This window comes from Streptomyces sp. NPDC059452 (assembly GCF_042750035.1).
GTDB lineage: Bacteria > Actinomycetota > Actinomycetes > Streptomycetales > Streptomycetaceae > Streptomyces.
On the sequence record NZ_JBHYVE010000006.1, the window covers coordinates 150921 to 166841 of the forward strand.

At 72.2% G+C, this 15921-nt stretch carries 12 protein-coding genes; 7 read left to right on the forward strand and 5 right to left on the reverse strand.

The window, feature by feature from the left end; translation table 11 throughout:
- Positions 1-53 precede the first annotated feature (53 nt).
- The 5 genes from sph to ACFW9Z_RS11410 all read right to left on the reverse strand — a co-directional run bounded on the left by sph (position 54) and on the right by ACFW9Z_RS11410 (position 5324).
- Positions 54-1043, reverse strand: coding sequence for a sphingomyelin phosphodiesterase (gene sph, locus ACFW9Z_RS11390; RefSeq protein WP_384637891.1), 990 nt, complete (start codon positions 1041-1043; stop codon positions 54-56).
- Between the two features lie 206 nt (positions 1044-1249).
- A complete protein-coding gene (locus ACFW9Z_RS11395; RefSeq protein WP_384637894.1) occupies positions 1250-1891 on the reverse strand; it encodes a class F sortase in 642 nt (213 codons plus the stop codon).
- Between the two features lie 90 nt (positions 1892-1981).
- Positions 1982-2398, reverse strand: coding sequence for a hypothetical protein (locus ACFW9Z_RS11400; protein ID WP_384637897.1), 417 nt, complete (start codon positions 2396-2398; stop codon positions 1982-1984).
- Positions 2399-2650: 252 nt separating this feature from the next.
- Positions 2651-4540, reverse strand: a complete 1890-nt coding sequence (locus ACFW9Z_RS11405) for a sensor histidine kinase (RefSeq protein ID WP_384637900.1) — start codon at positions 4538-4540, stop codon at positions 2651-2653.
- Between the two features lie 55 nt (positions 4541-4595).
- Entirely contained in the window at positions 4596-5324 is a 729-nt protein-coding gene (locus ACFW9Z_RS11410) for a response regulator transcription factor (protein ID WP_384638252.1), read from the reverse strand.
- A gap of 237 nt (positions 5325-5561) precedes the next feature.
- Here ACFW9Z_RS11410 and ACFW9Z_RS11415 point away from each other — a divergent pair, with 237 nt between their 5' ends.
- The 7 genes from ACFW9Z_RS11415 (at position 5562) to ACFW9Z_RS11445 (ending at position 15786) form a co-directional block, all read left to right on the forward strand.
- Positions 5562-6917, forward strand: a complete 1356-nt coding sequence (locus tag ACFW9Z_RS11415) for a cytochrome P450 (protein WP_384637903.1) — start codon at positions 5562-5564, stop codon at positions 6915-6917.
- Complete coding sequence (locus ACFW9Z_RS11420) at positions 6914-8167, forward strand: cytochrome P450 (RefSeq protein WP_384637906.1); 1254 nt, start codon at positions 6914-6916, stop codon at positions 8165-8167. The genes ACFW9Z_RS11415 and ACFW9Z_RS11420 overlap by 4 nt, the downstream gene beginning before the upstream one ends.
- A gap of 334 nt (positions 8168-8501) precedes the next feature.
- Positions 8502-10004 carry an aldehyde dehydrogenase family protein gene (locus tag ACFW9Z_RS11425; RefSeq protein ID WP_384637909.1) on the forward strand — a complete coding sequence of 501 codons (1503 nt, stop codon included), beginning with the start codon at positions 8502-8504 and terminating at the stop codon, positions 10002-10004.
- Positions 10005-10102: 98 nt separating this feature from the next.
- Positions 10103-11722: a GMC family oxidoreductase gene (locus tag ACFW9Z_RS11430; protein WP_384637912.1), complete on the forward strand. Its 1620-nt coding sequence runs from the start codon at positions 10103-10105 to the stop codon at positions 11720-11722.
- Entirely contained in the window at positions 11719-12822 is a 1104-nt protein-coding gene (locus tag ACFW9Z_RS11435) for a glycine betaine/L-proline ABC transporter ATP-binding protein (RefSeq protein WP_384637915.1), read from the forward strand. The genes ACFW9Z_RS11430 and ACFW9Z_RS11435 overlap by 4 nt, the downstream gene beginning before the upstream one ends.
- Positions 12822-14807 carry an ABC transporter permease gene (locus ACFW9Z_RS11440; RefSeq protein WP_384637918.1) on the forward strand — a complete coding sequence of 662 codons (1986 nt, stop codon included), beginning with the start codon at positions 12822-12824 and terminating at the stop codon, positions 14805-14807. The genes ACFW9Z_RS11435 and ACFW9Z_RS11440 overlap by 1 nt, the downstream gene beginning before the upstream one ends.
- 1 nt (position 14808) lies before the next feature.
- A complete protein-coding gene (locus ACFW9Z_RS11445) occupies positions 14809-15786 on the forward strand; it encodes an ABC transporter substrate-binding protein (protein WP_384637921.1) in 978 nt (325 codons plus the stop codon).
- Positions 15787-15921 lie beyond the last annotated feature (135 nt).

Sequence of the window (15921 nt, forward strand, 5' to 3'; positions counted from 1 at the left end):
TCACGGGCGGGGCAGGGAGGCCCCCGATTGTCCCACCCGGGGAACGTGTGGCGTCAGTTGGCGGAGCCGATCACCGGGTAGTGGTCGGAGAGGTTGGTGTACGTGTAGTTCTTGCCCCAGCTGGAGACCGTCCAGGGGGCGCTCTGCTCCTTGACCACGTCGTTGTTCCAGCCCGCCGGCTTCGCGTGGCCGGCGCGGTGCAGGACGTGATCCAGGTCCTCGCGGGGGTCGTTCGGGTAGCGCTCGGAGGCGATCGAGTTGTCGCGGGTGTCGAAGGAGTACCTGTGGCCCGTCTTCGTGTCGGCCGCGGTCAGGTCGGCGTCCTTGAGGAAGGAGGCGTACTCGGCGGAGTGCGCGTCCACGTTGAAGTCGCCCGCCACGATGACCTGTTCGGAGGCCGGGATCTTCTTGGCGTCCAGGAAGGCGTCCATCGCCTTGAACTGGCGGCTGCGCATCTTGGCGGCCTCGCCCGCCGAACAGCCGGGGTCGGTCGACTGGGCGTGGGTGCCGACGACGTGGACCCGGGTGCCGTTGACGTTCAGCACGGTGTAGGCGAAGCCCTTGTTGGACCACCAGTCGGCGCCGCAGGCGTCCTTGTAGACGTGCTGCTCCTTGCGGACGATCGGCCACTTGCTCAGGATCGTGACGCCGCCGTCCTCCGGAGTCGTCGCCGAGTACGAGCCGCTGGTGGCGTCCCAGCCGCTCTTGCTCCGGCCGACCACCGGGGTCTGGTACGGGTACTGGGCGGCGGAGTTCCGCAGCAGGGCGTCGGAGGCCCCGTTGTCGAAGGCCTCCTGGATCACGACCACGTCGTTGCCCCGGAAGAACGACGTCTTCGGGATCTCGGCCGCCCGGTGGTCCTGGCCCCAGTTGGGGTACAGGGACTTGCTGAAGATGAACGTGTTGTACGAGAGCACCCGCAGCGAGGGAGTGTCGGTGGCGGTGGCCGCCGCTGCCGAGGGTGCGTTCACAGCCATGGGGACGGCGGCGAGTGCGGCGGTGAGTGCTATGGCGGAAATGCGGCGGAAAGCGGAGTGCGGCACGAGGTCTCCTGCTGAATGAGTGGGGGCGTACCGGGGTGCACCCATCAAAGCAGCGGCAGTTACCCACGGGTAGACATCGGATGCCGTGAGTCTGTCCGGGCGAATGCCATCAGGATTCAGCCAAAGATCAACTCAGGTCCGTCCAACTCGGTCCAACTCCGTTCAGCTCAGCTCCGTTCAGCTCGGATCAGCTCAGTCGACTTGGATCAGTTCGGTTTCCGCTCCGCGTAGACGATGAGGTTGTCCACGGGGTGCCCCTCCGAGTCGAACGCGCCGTCGCAGGTGATCAGCCGCAGTGTGCTGCCCTTGGTGGCGCCGTAGACCCGCTCGGTGGGGAAGGCGTTCTTCGCGACCGTCTCCTTGCCTGTGACCGTGAAGCTCAGTGACGTGCCGTTGGTGTCGCGGACGCGTACCTCGGCGCCCTTGCGGATGTCCTTGAGGTCATGGAAGACGGCCCGGCCGAAGCGGGTGTCGTTGTGGCCGATCAGTACGGCCGCTCCCGGGCGGCCGGGCACGGCTCCGCCCGTGTACCAGCCCGCTGTCATGCCCCGCTCGGCGGGCGGGACCTCGACCGTGCCGTCCGCGTTGAGCCCCAGGCGCATGAGGGAGCTGCGGATCTTGAGGGAGGGGATGGTGACCTGGGCCGGGGCCGAGGCGGCCGAGGAGGACGACGGCTCGGGGGGTGCGGTGGGGGCCGCAGGTGCTGAGGATGCCGAAGCGGACGCTGCCGTCCGGGGTGCGGTGGCTGACGGTGTCGGTCCCGCGCAGGCTGTCAGGGCCGCGCAGGTGGCAAGTGCGGTGAGCAGGGCGGCCGTTCGGGGGCGGTGGGAGAGGCGAGGGGCGGGCATGAGGGCTCCAGGTGCGACCACCGGGCGTGGCGCCGCCCCGGTGCGGGACGGCGCCACGTTCGGTGTCAGGGGATGAGTGGTGGCAGCGGGTCAGCCGTTGCGGCGGCGCAGCACGAGGGTGCCCGTGCCCGCGAGCAGTGCGGCTCCGGCCAGCGAACCGGCGAGGGCCGTCGTGCTGTTGTCACCCGAACCGGCCGGGCGCTCTCCGGCCGCCACACCACCGCGCGGCGCGACCGCCGGGGCGGCCTCCTCGGGGGCGGCGGGTGCCGGGCGGTCGCCCGCCGCGACGCCACCACGGGGTGCGACGGAGGGGCGGGCCTCCTTCGGCGCGTCCTCCTCGGCGGCCTTCGCCCGCTCCGGCGACACCTCGGGGGCGCTCTCGGCGGGCGCCGACGGCCTCGGCGTCGCGTCGGCGAAGGCGGCGGTGGACGGGATCAGCACCGCGCCGGCCGCGACGGCGGCGAGCACGGCGGTGCGCAGGGAGAGGCGAGTGGTCGAAGCGGTCATACGGATGGCTCCATTCCATACGGTGCCCCGTGACGGGCCCGGGTGCCGGTGTGCACCGGGTACGAGGCATGGAGCCAGGCTGACCGGGAGTTATGAGGAAGCTGTCAGGACGCTGTGGTCATCCGGTCAGGCCACCCCGGCCACCTCGGTCACCCCGGCCACCTCGGTCACTCCGGCCACCTCGGTCACTCCGGCCACCTCAGTCACTCCGGCCACCTCGGTCACCCCGGTCACCTGTACGCACCGCCCCGGTCAGCGCGCGGACCCGGCGGCCGGGAGCCGGAGCGTGAAGGCCGAGCCCGTCCCCTCCGTACTGGTCGCACTCGCCGTCCCGCCGTGGGCCTCGGCCAGCTTCCGGACGATGGCGAGGCCGAGACCGCTTCCTCCCGTACGGCGGTTGCGGGACTTCTCCGCACGCCAGAAGCGGTCGAAGACGTACGGAAGGTCCTCGGCCGGAATGCCGGTCCCGGTGTCCGCCACTTCGATCACGACCTCCCCGGACCCACCCCCGTACGCGCGCAGCGTCACCGTCCCGCCCGTCGGAGTGTGCCGTACGGCGTTGGAGACCAGGTTCCCCACCGCCTGCCGCAGTCTGACCGGGTCCGCGTACAGGGCCGGGGCCGGGGCGTCGGCCGTCACCCTCAGCGTGACGCCCGCCGTCTCCGCGCGGGCCTGGTGGGCGGCGGCGACCTGGCTCAGGAGTTCGGCGACGCGGACCGGTTCGGGGTGCAGCCGCAGCGCCCCGGCGTCGGCGGCGGCCAGGTCCTGGAGGTCGTCGATGATGTGCTGGAGCTGCACCGCCTCCTCCAGCAGCGAGGAGACGAACGCCGGATCCGGGTCGGCCAGACCGTCCTGGGCCGCCTCCAGCCAGCCGCGGATGTTGCTCAGCGGGGTGCGCAGCTCATGGGCCACATCGCTGACCATCGCCTTGCGCTGCGCCTCCAGGCGCGCCCGGTGCGCGGACATGTCGTTGAACGCGGCGGCCAGCCGGCCGATCTCGTCGTCCCCCGCGACCGGGACGGAGGCGTGCTCCTCGCCGTCCCGCATCCGCTGCGCGGCCCCGGTCAGCGCGTGCAGCGGGCGGACCAGCCGGGCGCCCGCGAGCACCGAGGCGCCCACGGTCAGCGCGAGGACCAGCGCCGCCGCACCGGCGATCTTCGCGGTGTTGGCGGGGGAGAGGTCGAAGCCGGGCACCGTGGCGCCGCCCTCGTCACCGATGAACAGGAGCGCGGGGGAGGCCACGTACGAGCTGAGCTGTTCGCTGCGGGCCGTCCCCACGCACGAGGCGATGGCCCGGTCGTCCTCCCCGGTGAGTTCCCGGGGCGGCTCGACGGCCGGTCCGGGGACCGCCTCGCCCGCCTCGCTCGGCACGGGCCTGGGCATGGGCGCGGACATGATGGGCCCCTCGCCCCAGGAGAGGTCCCGGTTGAGCCGCACCCCGCTGCGGCCCTGGCGTTTCAGGCAGGCGTCGGCCAGCTCGTTGAGCGCGCCGAGGGCCTTGCGTTCCGTACGGGTGGGCGCGTCCAGGTCCGAGGAGTCGCACCGGGTGCCCAGCGCCCGTTCGGGGTCGTTGCCCACCATCTGCACCCGGGGCCGCCCGCTCGGCCCGACGACCACGTCCGCCGCGATCCCCACCCGGTTCAGGCACACCGCGTTCCGGTCGGCGGTCCGCCGCAGCCCCGTACGCTCGGCCGCCGGCAACAGGAACGGTCCCACCGCCCGCGGGTCGATCCGGTCCGCGCCCGTCCCCTGCCCCTCGGTGCTCCGGGCGGCCAGGACGGTGTCCACGGACAACGGGTCGACCACGGCGGAGGCTTCCGGCGGCAGCGCGGGTGCGGTCGTCGCGGTGGCGGAGTCGGCGAGCGGCCGCCTGTCCTGCGTGGTCAGCGCGATACGGCGGCCCGACTGCTCGGCCAGCTCCCGTACCGTCGGCGCCACCCCGTCCCAGGTCGGGTTGCGGGCGGCGTAACCGAGCAGGGTGTCGTATATCCGGGCGTCGGCGGTGAGGTTCTGGCCCTGCTCCTGCTTGATGGCGCCCGAGGTGGTCTGGACGGCGAGCCAGGCGGTGGCCGCCACCGAACAGGCCGCCACCAGCGCCGACACACCGAGCAGCCGCCCCAGCAGACTCCGCCGCAGCGGCACCCGGGAACCGGTCCGATGACGGCTGCCGCCCCGGCCCCGGTCCTCTCCCCGGCCCCTACCCACGCCGTACGGCCTTCGTCCTCGCCTCGGCCTTCGCCGGGTCGGTGAGCTTGTAGCCGACCCCGAAGACGGTGAGCAGGCGCACCGGCCGCCGGGGAGCGGGCTCGATCTTCTTGCGCAGGTTCATGATGTGCACGTCGACCGTCCGGTCGCTGATGTAGCGGTCGAAGCCGTGCAGCTCCTCCAGCAGCCGCTGACGGCTGAACACCCGGTCGGGACCGGCCGCCAGCGCGGCCAGGATGCGGAACTCGCCCCGGGTGCACTCCACCGGCTCCCCGTCCACCGTCACCTCGTGCCGCTCCGGATCGACCACGAGGCCGCCCACCCGCAGGACGGGATCCCCGGCGGCCGGGGCTGCCGGACCGCCCGCCCGCCGGGCGCGGCGCAGCAGGGTGCGGACGCGGGCCATCAGCTCGCGCGGACTGTACGGCTTGGTCATGTAGTCGTCCGCGCCGAGGTCGAGCCCGAGCAGCAGATCGTCCTCGGTGGTGCGGGCGGTCAGCATCAGCACGGGCAGCTCCCGGGCCTCGGCCCGCAGCACCCGCACCACGTCCAGCCCGTCCGCCCGGGGCATCATCACATCGAGGACGAGCAGGTCGGGCTCCTGGTGCCGTACGGCGTCGAGCGCGGCGAGGCCGTCGCCCACGATCCGTACGGAATGTCCTTCCCGTTCCAGATAGCGGCGTACGAGCTCGGCCTGCTTCTCGTCGTCCTCGGCGACCATGACATCTGCGCACACGCCCCTGATCGTAGAGCGGGGCGGCGGACCTGAGTGTCGATCTTGTGATCAAACCTGCGCAGATGTCGTACGGGAGTGATCATCCGGGATGCGAGATGCCGCCGGAAAGCGGTCAGAAAAAGGGTCTGATCGGCCCCGATGGTTCACCGAACCTCCTTATAGTGGTGCCGCGTTGATCGTATGGTCACAACGCGCGAAGCCGTCGCCACTGGAGTCCGTACGATGACGAACCCCTCGTCCGCCACGCCCGCGTCCCCGGCCGGTTCCGGCGGCGGCTGCCCCATGAGCGCCGGCGCGGGAGGTGCGGGAGTCGCAGGAGGTACGGGAGTAGCGGGAGGTACGGGAGTCGCCGGAGCCGTTCCGCTCGGCGGCCCCGGCTTCGACGCCGAACCCCAGGCGCTCTACCGCTCCATGCGGCGCGAACACGGGCCCGTCGTCCCGGTCGAGCTGCCCGGCGGCTTCCCCGCCTGGCTGGTGATCGGCTACCGCGAACTCCACCAGGTCACCAGCGACGGCGAGCTGTACCCCCGGGACGTCGGCCTCTGGAACCAGTGGGACAAGGTCCCCGCCGACTGGCCGCTGCGGCCGATGGTCGGCAGCCCCATGCCGTCCATCTACTTCACCGCCGGGGCCGAGCACCGGCGCCATGTCGACATGGTCGTACCGGCCCTCGAAGCGGCCGACCCCTTCGAGATCCGGCAGCACTGCGAGCAGTTGGCCGACCGGCTCATCGACGCCGTGTGCAGCCGGGGCACCGCCGACCTCGTCGCCGAGTTCGCCGAGCCGCTGCCCGTCCTGGTCCTCGCCCGGCTCGTCGGCTTCCCCGACGACGAGGGCGCCGACATCGCCCGGGTGCTCAAGGACCTGGCCGACGGCGGGCCCGAAGCGCAGAAGGCGCACCTGCGCTTCGGCGAGCACATGCACCGGCTCGTCGCGGCCAAGCGGGAGCGGCCCGGGGACGACGTGACCTCGCGGATGCTCGCCCACCCCGAACCGTTCACGGACGAGGAGTACGCGCTCGACCTCATGGCCATCACGGCCGCCGGGCACCTCACCACCGCCGACTGGATCGGCAACTCCACCCGGCTGATGCTCACCGAGGACCAGTTCGCCGACGCCCTCTCCGGTGGCCGGCACAGCGTCGCCGAGGCCATGAACGAGGTGCTCTGGGAGGACGGCCCGACCCAGATCCTGGCCGGACGCTGGGCCTCGCGGGACGCCCGGCTCGGCGGGCGGAACATCGCCCGCGGCGACATGCTGCTCCTCGGCCTCGGCGCGGCCAACGCCGATCCCCACATCCGCCAGCAGGTCACGGACCAGGTGGTCCGGTCCGGGCGGGGCGGCAACAGCGCCCATATGGCGTTCAGTCACGGCGAGTACCGCTGCCCCTTCCCCGCCCAGGAGATCGCCGAGATCATCGCCCGTACCGGTATCGAGGTGCTGCTCGACCGGCTGCCCGACCTCGAACTGGCCGTACCCGCGACGGAGTTGGTCCGCCGCCCCTCCGCCTTCCTGCGCGGGACGACCTCGCTGCCCGTCCGCTTCACCCCCGTACGCACGACAGGAGACGCCTTGTGAACTGCCCGCACACCGCCGCCGCGCAAGCCGGCGGGAGCACCGGGACCATCGCCATCGACCCCATGGTCCAGGACCTGGACGGGGAGACCGCGCGGCTGCGCGACGCCGGGGTGCTCGCCCGGATCGAGCTGCTCGGGGTCCCCGCCTGGACGGTCACCCGCCATGCCGAGGCCCGCCAACTCCTCGTCGACCCGCGGCTGGTGAAGGACATCAACGCCTGGGGGCTCTGGAAGAGCGGAGTGGTGACACGTGCATGGCCGCTGATCGGCATGATCGACGCCGGGCGCTCCATGTTCACCGTGGACGGGTCCGAGCACCGGCGGCTCCGCACCAAGACCTCGCAGGCACTCACTCCCCGGCGGCTCGAAGCGATCCGCCCGGCCATCGAGAAGTTCACCGACGAGCTGCTGGACAACCTCGACGCGGCGCGGGGCGAGGACGGGGTCGTCGACCTGAAGGCGGTCTTCGCCCAGCCGCTGCCGATGAAGGTCGTCGGCATGCTGATGGGGGTCGACGAGTCCCAGCACGCGATGCTGACACGGCAGTACAAGGCGTTCTTCTCCATGCTCACCCCGCAGGACGAACGCCTCGCGCTGCTGGCCGAGTTGGACGTCTTCTACACCGACCTCGTACGCGAGAAGACCGCGAACCCCACGGACGACCTCACCAGCGCGCTGATCCTGGCCGAGGAGGGCGGCGAACCGCTCACCGAGGAGGAGGTGGTGGGCAATCTGAAGGCGATGGTCGCCGCCGGGCACGAGACGACGATCGGGCTCATCCTCAACGCCGTACGCGCCCTGCTCTCCCACCCCGGCCAACTGGCCAGGGTGCTCTCCGGAGAGATCGGCTGGGACGCGGTGATCGAGGAGACGCTGCGCTGGGACACTCCCACCACCCACCTCCTGATGCGGTTCGCCACCGAGGACATCACCGTGGGTGACACCGTGATCGCGGAAGGGGAAGGGGTCGTCATCTCCTACCGCGCCATCGGCCGCGACATCGAGCAGCACGGCAGCGACGCCGACGCCTTCGACATCACCCGCCCCACCCGCAACCGCCACATGACCTTCGGCCACGGCCCGCACATCTGCCCCGGCGCCGCGCTCTCCCGCGTGGAGGCGGCGGTCGCCCTGCCCGCGCTCTTCGCCCGCTTCCCGGGCCTGCGGCTCGCGATCCCGGACGAGGAGATCACCAAGCTGCCGGTGATGACGCAGAACGACATGGCGGCCTTCCCGGTGCTGCTGGGCTGACCCGGCGCACATGGTGGGGCTCACCCGGTGCACGTCGTGGGGCTGCCCCGGCGTACATGGTGGGGCTCACCCGGCGCACGCCGTGGGGCTGCCCCGGTGTGCACCGTGGGGCTCATCCGGCGTACGTCGTGGAGCTCGCCCCGCGCACATCGAGTAGCCGTCCCGGGAGGCGCTTCCGAGTGAGGTGCATCACGCACAGTTAAATTCTTGGCATACATTCCGGCGGACGGGGGAGGGGCCCCGACCGCTGGTGTGGCCGTACCCCGGTCCACCGCGCAGGACGCCCCCGGCCGAACCGGCGGGGGCATTTCGGGTACGGAAGGCTAAACACGACATGTCGGCGCTCAGCACCATCCACATCGACGGCACCTGGCGGGCCGCCACCTCAGGCGCGACGCGCGAGGTCATCGACCCCGCCGACGCCACCGTCCTGGCCGTCGTCGCTGAGGGCGGCGTCGAGGACACCGATGCGGCGATCGCGGCGGCGCGGCGCGCCTTCGACGACGGCCCCTGGCCGCACAAGCCCGTCGCCGAGCGGGCCGCTCTGCTGCGCCAGGTCGCCGAGCTGCTCCAGCGGGACCGCGAGGAGATCGCGATCACCGAGAGCCGTGACACCGGCAAGACCCTCGAAGAGGGCCGGGTCGACGTCGACGACGTGACCAACGCCTTCCGCTACTTCGCCGACCTCGTGATGAACGAGAGCGGCGGCCGGGTCGTCGACGCGGGCGACCCCGACGTCCACAGCATCGTCGTGCACGAGCCCGTCGGCGTCTGCGCCCTGATCGCCCCCTGGAACTACCCCCTCCTCCAGGCCAGCTGGAAGATCGCCCCGGCCCTCGCCGCGGGCAACACCTTCGTGCTCAAGCCCAGCGAGGTCACCCCGCTCTCCACCGTCCACCTGATCAAGCTCCTCGCCGAGGCAGGTCTCCCCGACGGCGCCGCCAACCTCGTCACGGGCGCGGGCGACCCCGTCGGCGCCCGGCTCTCCGAGCACCCGGACGTGGACCTGGTCTCCTTCACCGGCGGCCTGGCCAGCGGTACGAAGGTGGCCCAGGCCGCCGCGCCCACCGTCAAGAAGGTCGCCCTGGAGCTCGGCGGCAAGAACCCCAACGTGGTCTTCGCCGACGCCTGCGCCACCGACGAGGGCTTCGACACCGCCGTCGACCAGGCCCTGAACGCCGCGTTCTTCCACAGCGGCCAGGTCTGCTCCGCCGGGGCCCGCCTGATCATCGAGGAGAGCGTCCGCGAGCGGTTCGTCACCGAGCTGGCCCGCCGCGCCGACGCCATCCGCCTCGGCCGGGGCACCCTGGACGGCGTGGAGTGCGGCCCCCTCGTCTCCGCCCAGCAGCTCGCCAAGGTCGAGGCGTACGTGGCCTCCGCCCGCGAGGAGGGCGCCATCGTCCGGGCCGGTGGCGAACGCCCGAAGCCCAGCGACGTACGCCCCGAAGGCGGCTACTTCTACCGGCCGACCGTCCTGGACGGCTGCCACCGGGAGATGAAGGTGGTCCGCGAGGAGACCTTCGGGCCGATCCTCACCGTCGAGACCTTCCGTACCGAGGAAGAGGCCATCACGCTGGCCAACGACACCGACTACGGCCTCGCGGGCGCCGTCTGGACCACGGACGCGGGCCGGGCCCGCCGGGTCGCCGGACGGCTGCGCCACGGCACCGTCTGGATCAACGACTACCACCCCTACCTCCCGCAGGCCGAGTGGGGCGGCTTCGGCAAGTCCGGTACGGGACGTGAGCTCGGCCCCACCGGCCTCGCCGAGTACCGCGAGTCCAAGCACATCTACCAGAACCTGAACCCGCGTCCCCAGCGCTGGTTCGCCGGCTGACGCCTGCGGGGGCCCCGGAACGGCTGAACCCCGGGGCCCCGCCCGGCTGTTCGCAGCACCACGCACACGCACGAACCTTGCAGAAGGAGCAGTGACCGATGCCCTCCACCCCCCGCAGCACCGCAGTCCCCGACCCCGAAGGCCCCGTGGCCGACTACGTGATCGTCGGCGGCGGCACCGCCGGATCGGTCATCGCCTCCCGCCTCACCGAGGACCCCGACGTGACCGTCACGGTCATCGAGGGCGGCCCCACCGACATCGACCGCGACGACGTGCTGACCCTGCGCCGCTGGCTCGGTCTCCTCGGCGGCGACCTCGACTACGACTACCCCACCACCGAGCAGCCGCGCGGCAACTCCCACATCCGCCACAGCCGCGCCCGGGTCCTCGGCGGCTGCTCCTCGCACAACACCCTCATCAGCTTCAAGCCGCTCCCCGGCGACTGGGACGAGTGGGCCGAGGCGGGCGCCGAGGGCTGGGACGCGGCCGCGATGGACCCGTACTTCGCCAGGCTGCGCAACAACATCGTCCCGGTCGACGAGAAGGACCGCAACGCCATCGCCCGCGACTTCGTCGACGCCGCACAGCAGGCGGCCGGAGTCCCGCGCGTGGACAGCTTCAACCGCAAGCCGTTCCACGAGGGCGTCGGCTTCTTCGACCTCGCCTACCACCCCGAGAACAACAAGCGCTCCTCCGCCTCGGTCGCCTACCTCCACCCCCACATCGAGGCCGGTGACCGCCCGAACCTCCGCATCCTGCTGGAGACCTGGGCGTACCGCCTGGAGCTCGACGGCACCCGCGCCACCGGCGTACACATCCGGACGAAGGACGGCGAGGAGACCCTGCTGCGCGCCGCCCGCGAAGTCATCGTCTGCGCGGGCGCGGTGGACACCCCCCGGCTGCTGCTGCACTCCGGGATCGGGCCGCGCGAGGACCTGGAGGCGCTGGGCATCGACGTCCGCCACGACCTGCCGGGCGTCGGCGAGAACCTGCTCGACCACCCCGAGTCCGTCATCGTCTGGGAGACCGACGGACCCATCCCGGAGAACTCCGCGATGGACTCCGACGCGGGACTCTTCGTCCGCCGCGACCCCGAATCCCGGGGCCCGGACCTGATGTTCCACTTCTACCAGATCCCCTTCACCGACAACCCGGAGCGCCTCGGCTACCAGAAGCCCGAGCACGGCGTGTCGATGACGCCGAACATCCCCAAGCCGCGCAGCCGGGGCCGCCTCTACCTCACGAGCGCCGACCCCGAGGTCAAGCCCGCCCTGGACTTCCGGTACTTCACCGACGAGGACGACTACGACGGCCGCACCCTGGTCGACGGCATCAAGCTCGCCCGGGAGATCGCCGCCACCGAACCGCTCGCCCACTGGCTGACGCGCGAGGTCTGCCCCGGCCCCGAGGTCACCTCGGACGAGGACATCAGCGAGTACGCGCGCAAGGTCGCCCACACCGTCTACCACCCGGCGGGCACCTGCAGGATGGGGGCCGCCGACGACCACGAGGCGGTCGTGGACCCGCAGTTGCGCATCCGTGGCCTTCAGGGCATCCGGATCGCCGACGCGTCGGTCTTCCCGACCATGCCCGCCGTCAACCCGATGATCGGCGTCCTCATGGTCGGCGAGAAGTGCGCCGAGCTCCTCGCGGACGGGGCGGGCGGCACCGACGCCGTTCCGGCCACTGGTACCAGCACCGGAGATGATGCCCGATGACCGCAACCCAGGCCCCCGAGGCCCCTGTTGAGGCTGCCGAGGACGCGGTGTTCTCCGTACGCAACCTCTGGAAGGTCTTCGGCCCCAAGGCCGACCGCATCCCCGGCAGCGAGCACGCCGCACTCCCGCCCGCCGAACTGCGCGAGGCCACCGGCTGCACCGCCGCCGTCCGCGATGTCTCCTTCGACGTCCGCAAGGGTGAGGTCTTCGTCGTCATGGGCCTGTCGGGCTCCGGCAAGTCGACCCTCGTACGCTGTCTGACCCGGCTGATCGAACCCACCAGCGGCACCCTCGCCATCGACGGCGAGGACGTCCTCGCGATGGACCGCGCCCGGCTGCGCGAACTCCGGCGCCACCGCACTGCGATGGTCTTCCAGCACTTCGGACTCCTGCCGCACCGCACGGTGTTGGACAACGTCGCCTACGGCCTGGAGATCCAGGGTCTCAGCAAGGCCGAACGGCGCGCCAAAGCAGCCGAGTTGGTGGAGAAGGTCGGCCTCGCGGGGCTTGAGGACCGCCGCCCCTCGCAGCTCTCCGGCGGTCAGCAGCAGCGCGTCGGCCTCGCCCGTGCGCTCGCCGTCGACCCGTCCGTCCTCCTCTTCGACGAGCCGTTCAGCGCGCTGGACCCGCTGATCCGCCGCGAGATGCAGGACGAGGTGGTCCGGCTGCACCGCGAGGAGGGCCGCACCATGGTCTTCATCACCCACGACCTCAGCGAGGCGCTCCGCCTGGGCACCCGGATCGCCCTCATGCGCGACGGCGGCATCGTCCAGCTCGGCACGCCCGAGGAGATCGTGGGCTCGCCCGCCGACGACTACGTCACCGAGTTCGTCCGCGATGTGCCGCGCGAGCAGGTCCTCACCGTCGCCACCGCCATGCGGCCCGCCCGCGCCGGGGAGAGCGAGAGCGGCCCGGCCGTGCGCCCCGACGCCACCGTGTACGAGGCCATCGAGGCGGTCTCCCGCTCCGGCGAGGCGGCCGCCCGGGTGATGGACGGCGGCCGGCTCGTCGGCGTCGTCGACCACGCGTGCCTGCTGGACGTGGTGGCCGGAACGACCGCCCCCGACGCACCGGACGGCACCCGCGAGGTGACCGTCTGATGGCCTCCGCACAAGCCTCCCCGGTCCGCCCCGCGCGGGCGGGCGCGGGCCGGGGGCCGCTGGCCGCCCTGCGCGACCGCCCGGCAGCCGGAAAGCTCCTGCTGCTCGCGCTCGCCGCCGTACTCCTCGTCCCCCTCGTACACAGCCGCTGGGGCGGCGGCATCTGGCCGGACGCGCTCACCGCCGACCTCTCCGGGCCGCTCGGCGACGTCACCGACTGGATCGTCTCCAACCGGGACAGCCACCCGCTCTTCCTCTACTTCTTCGGCCACATCAGCAACGCCGTCGTGCTCTCCGTACGCGGGGTCTACCTGGTGCTCCTGGCCCTCGGCTGGGCCGGTGTCACCGTCCTCGCCGCCGCCGTCGCCTGGCGGGTCGCGGGCATCAGGCTCGCGCTCACCGCGGCGGCCTCGTTCCTGGTCTGCGGGCTGCTCGGCATGTGGGTGCCGACCATGCAGACGCTCGCCCTGATGGTCGTGGCCGTCCTCGCCTCCGTCGTGCTCGGCCTCCTCCTCGGCCTGGCCGCCGGGCTCTCCGACCGCACGTTCCGCGTGCTGCGCCCGGTCCTCGACACCATGCAGGTGCTGCCCGCCTTCGCGTATCTGCTCCCCGTGGTGCTGATCTTCGGCATCGGTGTGCCCGGAGCGGTCCTCGCCACCGTCGTGTACGCGGCTCCGCCGATGGCCCGGCTCACCGCGCTGGGCCTGCGCGGCGCGGACGGCGGCGTCATGGAGGCCGTCGCCTCGCTCGGCGCGACCGGCAGGCAGCGGCTCCTCACGGCCCGGCTGCCGCTGGCCCGCAAGGAGCTGCTCCTCGGCCTCAACCAGACCATCATGATGGCGCTCTCCATGGCCGTCATCGCCTCCGTGATCGGCGCCGGCGGCCTCGGCGACCGGGTCTACCAGGCGCTGTCCTCCGTGGACGTGGGCGCCGCCCTCGCCGCCGGTGTCCCGATCGTGCTGCTGGCCGTCGTCCTGGACCGTACGACCGAGGCGGCGGGCCGCCGCCTCGGCACCGAGCCCACCGGCCCGGCCCTCCTGCGCGGTTGGCGCGGCTGGACCCTGGCCGCCGTCGTCACGGCCGCCGTCGCCTTCGTCGGACGGCTCACCGACGGCCGGGTCTGGCCCGAGGGCATCACCGTGGCCATCGCCGGACCGGTGAACACCGCCAAGGACTGGATGGTCGACCACCTCTACACCGGGGTCCCCGTCGTCGGCGGCACCGCCGACCTGGCCTCCCACTTCACCAGCGGCGTCCTCAACCCGCTGCGCAGCGGGCTCACCGGGCTGCCCTGGTGGTCGGTGCTCCTCATCGTCGCCGCCCTCGCCTGGACGATCGGCACCTGGCGCACCGCCGCCACCGCCGTCCTCGCCATGGCCGCGATCGGCGTCCTGGGCGTCTGGGAGCCCTCGATGGACACCCTCAGCCAGGTGATCGCCGCCGTGGCGGTCACCCTGGTCCTCGGCTTCGGCATCGCGATCGGAGCAGCCCGCAGCGAACGCCTGGAACGGCTGCTGCGACCGGTCCTGGACGTCTTCCAGACCATGCCGCAGTTCGTCTACCTGATCCCCGTCGTCGCCCTCTTCGGTGTCGGCCGCGCCCCCGCCGCCGCGGCGGCCGTCGTCTACGCGCTGCCCGCCGTCGTCCGCATCACCACCCAGGGCCTGCGGGGCGTCGACCCGGCGGCGCTGGAGGGTGCCCGTTCGCTGGGCGCGACCCCGGGCCAGCAACTGCGCCAGGTCCAGATCCCCCTGGCCAGGCCCTCGTTGCTCCTCGCCGTCAATCAGGCGGTCGTCCTGGTCCTCGCCGTCGTCATCATCGGCGGACTCGTCGGATCGGGCGCACTCGGTTACGACGTCGTCTTCGGCCTCGCCCAGGGGGACCTGGCCACCGGGCTCGTCGCCGGAGCCGCGATCGTCTGCCTCGGCCTGATGCTCGACCGGGTCACCCAGCCCACCGCCCGCCGCCAGCGACAGGAGAGCTGAGATGAACCGCTCCCGCACCCGCCTGCTCGTGGCGCTCGCCTCGGCCACCGCCCTGCTCACCACGGCGGGCTGCGGCGCCGCCGACATGACCAAGCAGGCCTCCCCGTTCGCCGCCCCCGCCGGGGTCAAGACGGTCACCCTCTCCGTCCAGTCCTGGGTCGGCGCCCAGGCGAACGTCGCGGTGGCGGAGCAGCTCCTCAAGGAGGAGCTCGGCTACCGTGTCGACCTCGTCCAGACCGACGAGGTCCCCGCCTGGGACGCCCTCAGCCAGGGCCGCGTCGACGCGATCCTGGAGGACTGGGGCCACCCGGACCAGGAGAAGCTGTACGTGGACGAGAAGAAGACCATCGTCCGGGGCGGCGACCTCGGGGTGACCGGCCACATCGGCTGGTACGTCCCGAAGTACTGGGCCGACCAGCACCCCGACGTCACCGACTGGAAGAACCTCAACAAGTACGCGGACCAGCTGAGGACCGCCGAGAGCGGCGGCAAGGGCCAGCTCATGGACGGCTCGCCCTCCTACGTCACCAACGACGTGGCCCTGGTGAAGAACCTGGACCTGGACTTCAAGGTGGTCTTCGCCGGCTCCGAAGCGGCCCAGATCACCCAGATCCAGCAGTTCGCCAAGGAGAAGAAGCCCTTCCTCAGCTACTGGTACCAGCCGCAGTGGCTGTTCAACGAGGTCCCGATGGTCGAGGTGAAGCTCCCCGAGTACACGGAGGAGTGCGCGGCCAAGGACCCGAAGGACATCGACTGCGCCTACCCGACGACGCCGTTGCAGAAGTTCCTCAACGCCGATTTCGTCGAGCGCGGCGGCGACGCGGCCTCGTTCCTGAAGAAGTTCCACTGGTCGGAGAAGGACCAGAACGAGGTCTCCGAGATGATCGCCCAGCAGCGGCTCACGCCCGAGGAGGCGGCCAAGCGCTGGATCGACCGCCACCCGGACGTCTGGAAGAAGTGGCTTCCGCAGGACGGCTGACGGCCCGGGGCCCGGCCCCGCACCCCGGGCGGGGGGCCCCCCGCCGCGCCCGGCCCCGCGCCCCCCGGGGGGGCCCACCAGCCGCGGCGGCGGCAGAACCCGAAACCGGTGGGGGGGGGGGGAGGCCGGGGGGGC

Bases quoted from the DNA above. Each gene is read 5' to 3' on its own strand.
- ACFW9Z_RS11395 (WP_384637894.1), bottom strand. From the start codon at position 1,891: ATGCCCGCCCCTCGCCTCTCCCACCGCCCCCGAACGGCCGCCCTGCTC.
- ACFW9Z_RS11400 (WP_384637897.1), bottom strand. From the start codon at position 2,398: ATGACCGCTTCGACCACTCGCCTCTCCCTGCGCACCGCCGTGCTCGCC.
- ACFW9Z_RS11410 (WP_384638252.1), bottom strand. From the start codon at position 5,324: ATGGTCGCCGAGGACGACGAGAAGCAGGCCGAGCTCGTACGCCGCTAT.
- ACFW9Z_RS11415 (WP_384637903.1), top strand. From the start codon at position 5,562: ATGACGAACCCCTCGTCCGCCACGCCCGCGTCCCCGGCCGGTTCCGGC.
- ACFW9Z_RS11425 (WP_384637909.1), top strand. From the start codon at position 8,502: ATGTCGGCGCTCAGCACCATCCACATCGACGGCACCTGGCGGGCCGCC.
- ACFW9Z_RS11430 (WP_384637912.1), top strand. From the start codon at position 10,103: ATGCCCTCCACCCCCCGCAGCACCGCAGTCCCCGACCCCGAAGGCCCC.
- ACFW9Z_RS11435 (WP_384637915.1), top strand. From the start codon at position 11,719: ATGACCGCAACCCAGGCCCCCGAGGCCCCTGTTGAGGCTGCCGAGGAC.
- ACFW9Z_RS11440 (WP_384637918.1), top strand. From the start codon at position 12,822: ATGGCCTCCGCACAAGCCTCCCCGGTCCGCCCCGCGCGGGCGGGCGCG.
- ACFW9Z_RS11445 (WP_384637921.1), top strand. From the start codon at position 14,809: ATGAACCGCTCCCGCACCCGCCTGCTCGTGGCGCTCGCCTCGGCCACC.